General features: G+C 70.2%; 4 protein-coding genes. 1 reads left to right on the forward strand and 3 read right to left on the reverse strand.

The annotated features are described in order from the left end of the window. Nucleotides 1-230: hypothetical protein (locus HUU96_RS13105; protein ID WP_174293205.1), on the reverse strand; the 230-nt coding region annotated here is incomplete at its 3' end. A gap of 93 nt (nucleotides 231-323) precedes the next feature. Between HUU96_RS13105 and HUU96_RS13110 the strand changes: the two genes are divergently transcribed. Continuing rightward, nucleotides 324-1862 (forward strand): fumarate hydratase, encoded by a 1539-nt coding sequence (locus tag HUU96_RS13110; protein ID WP_174293206.1) that lies wholly within the window; start codon nucleotides 324-326, stop codon nucleotides 1860-1862. A gap of 24 nt (nucleotides 1863-1886) precedes the next feature. Here HUU96_RS13110 and HUU96_RS13115 read toward each other — a convergent pair whose 3' ends face one another. Together HUU96_RS13115 and HUU96_RS13120 are read right to left on the reverse strand one after the other, a co-directional pair. Continuing rightward, on the reverse strand, nucleotides 1887-2972 hold the full coding sequence (locus tag HUU96_RS13115; protein WP_174293207.1) for an aldo/keto reductase: 1086 nt from the start codon (nucleotides 2970-2972) through the stop codon (nucleotides 1887-1889). Nucleotides 2973-2994: 22 nt separating this feature from the next. Beyond that, complete coding sequence (locus tag HUU96_RS13120) at nucleotides 2995-3510, reverse strand: DUF2721 domain-containing protein (protein WP_174293208.1); 516 nt, start codon at nucleotides 3508-3510, stop codon at nucleotides 2995-2997. Nucleotides 3511-3692 lie beyond the last annotated feature (182 nt).

A 3692-nucleotide genomic window follows, 5' to 3' on the forward strand; every position in this document is an offset into this window, starting at 1 on the left:
GCGATGTGCCAGGCGAGCGCGACATCGCGCGCGCTCGCCGCGAAGCCGCCGAGCAGCAGCGGCACCAGCAGCAGCGCCGCCAGCGCCATCGGCCACAAGGTCGCAGCCTCGCCCAGCCGCGCGGTGCGGGCCTCGATCACCTCCTCGTCGGTGGTGGCGGTCAGGCCAAGCGCGCTGCCCAGCGAAGGCCGGACCAGGGTGGTATCCGACGCGGAGGAAGCGGCGCGCATGGTCGCTCGCCTAAGGACCCAGGCGTTCAGATCGGGTTGCACGGGATGCTTAACGAGTTGCGAGCGGCGGCGATTGCGGTAGGAACCGGCGCCATGCCGCCGATCACCCGTCCTACCATCATCCGCGCCGCCGACCTGATCGAGAGCGTCGCCGACGCGCTCCAGTTCATCAGCTACTACCACCCGATGGATTACATCCGCGCGCTGGGCGAAGCCTATGAGGCCGAACGCAGCCCCGCCGCCAAGGACGCGATCGCGCAGATCCTGACCAACAGCCGCATGTGCGCGGAGGGGCACCGGCCGATCTGCCAGGATACCGGCATCGTCACGGTGTTCGTCCAATGGGGCATGGACTGCCGGCTGGATGCGACCGACCGCTCGCTGCAGCAGGTTGTCGACGAGGGCGTGCGCCGCGCGTATCTGCACCCGGAGAACAAGCTGCGCGCCTCGATCCTCGCCGATCCCGCCTTCACGCGGCGCAACACCAGGGACAACACGCCCAGCGTCCTCAATGTCGAGATGGTGCCGGGCGACACCGTGTCGATCGACGTCGCCGCCAAGGGCGGCGGGTCGGAGAACAAATCCAAGTTCAAGATGATGAACCCCAGCGACTCGATCGTCGACTGGGTGCTGGAGATGCTGCCGCAGATGGGGGCCGGCTGGTGCCCGCCCGGGATGCTCGGCATCGGCATCGGCGGCACCGCGGAGAAGTCGATGCTGCTCGCCAAGCAGTCGCTGATGGGCGCGATCGACATGGGCCAGCTGAAGGCGCGCGGGCCCAGGAACGACATCGAGGCGCTCAGGATCGAGCTGTTCGACAAGGTCAACGCGCTCGGCATCGGCGCGCAGGGGCTGGGCGGGCTGTCGACGATCCTCGACGTCAAGATCCTCGACTGGCCGACCCACGCCGCGTCGAAGCCGGTGGCGATGATCCCCAATTGCGCCGCGACGCGCCATGCTCATTTCGTGCTGGACGGGTCTGGACCGGCCTATCTGGAGACGCCGAAGCTCGCCGATTGGCCGGACGTGAACTGGACGCCGGACAAGGCGGCGATCCGCGTCGACCTCGACACGCTGACGCCCGAGGTGGTGGCGACGTGGCGGCAGGGCGACCGGCTGCTGCTCAGCGGCAAGATGCTGACCGGCCGCGACGCCGCGCACAAGCGCATCGCCGACATGCTCGCGGCCGGCGAGCCGCTGCCGGTCGAGTTCAAGGGCCGCGTGATCTATTATGTCGGCCCGGTCGATCCGGTCGGGGCGGAGGTGGTCGGCCCCGCCGGCCCCACCACCGCCACCCGGATGGACAAGTTCACCCGGATGATGCTCGGCCAGGGCCTGCTGGCGATGGTCGGCAAGGCCGAGCGTGGCCCCGCCGCGACGGAGGCGATCGCCGAGGCGAGGAGCGCGTACCTGATGGCGGTCGGCGGCGCGGCCTATCTGGTCGCGCGGGCGATCAAGGGATCGCGCGTCGTCGGCTTCGAGGACCTTGGCATGGAGGCGATCTACGAGTTCGAAGTCAGCGATTTCCCGGTGACGGTCGCCGTCGACGCACAGGGCCACAACGTCCACCAGCTCGCGCCGCTGGTGTGGCGGGAGAAGATCGCGCGCGAGGGCCTGCTGGTCGGGGCGTGACGCCGCCGGCGGTCAACGGGCCGGTCAGCGGGCCTGCTCGTTCCACCCGGCGACGTCATGGCCGCCGAACACCATGCGGCGGATCGCCGGCTGGGTAAGGCTGGCGCTGAACCCCAGCACCGGCGCGCTCGCCTCGTTCAGCCGCCTCATCTGCTCGTCGTCCAGCCGCAGGTCGGTCGCGGCGATGTTGCTTTCCAGTTGCGCCACCTTGCTCGCGCCGATCAGCGTCGAGGCGACACCGGGCCGCGCCAGCGTCCAGGCGAGCGCGACCTGCGCCGCCGGCCGGCCGAGCTCGGCGGCGACTGCCTTCAGCGCGTCGACGATGTCCCAGTTGCGATCCGTGAACTTGGTGTCGCCAAACGGGTTGGCACCGCTCAGCCGGCCGGTATCCCTAGTGTCGGCACGGTCGTACTTGCCCGACAACAGCCCGCCGGCGAGCGGGCTCCACGGCATCACCCCCATGCCGCCCTCGCGCGCGGCGGGAACGTGCTCGGCCTCGATGTCGCGTGCGACCAGCGAATATTCCAGCTGCAGCGCGATCGGGCCGGGCACGCGCCGCTCGCCGGCGATCGTCGCCGCCTTCATCGCCAGCCAGGCGGGCATGTCGGACAGGCCGTAATAGCGGATCTTGCCGGCGCGCACGAGGTCGCCGAGCGTCTGGACGATCTCCTCGACCGGCGTGACGCCGTCCCAGATGTGCATCCAGTAGAGGTCGATGTAATCGGTGCCGAGCCGCCGCAGCGATGCGTCGAGCGCGCGGTGGATGTTCTTGGCCCCGACGCCGCCGGCATTGGGGTTGCCGCCGCCGGCCTGGCTCGCAGCGACCGGGTTGGCCGAGCCGTTGAACGCGAATTTGGTGGCGAGCACCAGGTCGTCGCGCGTGCCGCTGTCGGCGATGAACTTGCCGAGCAGCGTCTCGCTCTTGCCGCCGGTATAGACGTCCGCCGTATCGACGAAGTTGCCGCCCGCGCCACGATAGGCGTCGAAGATCGCCCGCGAGGTCGCCTCGTCCGCGCCCCATGCACCGGGGCCGAAGGTCATCGTGCCCAGCGCGAGCGGGCTGACGACGAGGCCGGAGCGGCCGAGCGTGCGGAAATCGGTGAGCGACATCGGCTTTTCCTAGGATCGCATATTACGAGGCGGGCGGCTGATGACGCCGTCGCCTGTTCTGGCGCTCCAGCAGCTCGGGGCGGATGCGCACCGCGACCAGCGACCAGCGCACCTCGATCATGAAGGCGATGAGGCTGGCGGTCAGCAACGCCATCGCGGCGATGAACGCGACGGCGAGGTAGCGGCCGATCCGCAGCTTGAACAGCTCGGCCGAGAACAGCAGCGCGACCACCAGGCTGGTGAGGATCGCGCAGCCGACGCCCAGGTACAGCGCCCAGGTGATGACGCCGATGCGCCGGTCGAGCAGGCGCAGTTCCCAGACATGGCGCTCGTGCGCTGCCCCGGTCGAGCGGGGATGCGCCTCCTCCACTTCGCGGGCGCGGTCGACCACCCGCGCCAGCCGCAGCGCCAGCAGGTTGAGCAGCGAGCCGACGCCGGCAAGCATGAACACCGGCGACAGCGACAGCTGGATCGTCTCGGCGATGGTCGAGACGGTTGGCGCGAAGGTCGGCAGGACGGGCAGGGGCAGGCCGGGCATGGTGCCGATGTGGCGCAGCCGCGCGGGGCCGGCAAGCGCCAACGGCTTGGTAACCGGCGTGGGGCTAGGGAGGCTGCATGACCAGGCCGATGCCGCTGTCCGACTTCGCGCGGCTTGCCCCCGCCCTGACCGCCCGTGTCGTGGCGGGGCTGGCGGCCGCCATCGATCCGGTCGCGGCGGCG

Source organism: Sphingomonas bacterium, assembly GCF_903644135.1.
Classification (GTDB): domain Bacteria; phylum Pseudomonadota; class Alphaproteobacteria; order Sphingomonadales; family Sphingomonadaceae; genus Sphingomonas.

Bases quoted from the DNA above. Each gene is read 5' to 3' on its own strand.
- HUU96_RS13120 (WP_174293208.1), bottom strand. From the start codon at position 3,510: ATGCCCGGCCTGCCCCTGCCCGTCCTGCCGACCTTCGCGCCAACCGTC.
- HUU96_RS13115 (WP_174293207.1), bottom strand. From the start codon at position 2,972: ATGTCGCTCACCGATTTCCGCACGCTCGGCCGCTCCGGCCTCGTCGTC.
- HUU96_RS13110 (WP_174293206.1), top strand. From the start codon at position 324: ATGCCGCCGATCACCCGTCCTACCATCATCCGCGCCGCCGACCTGATC.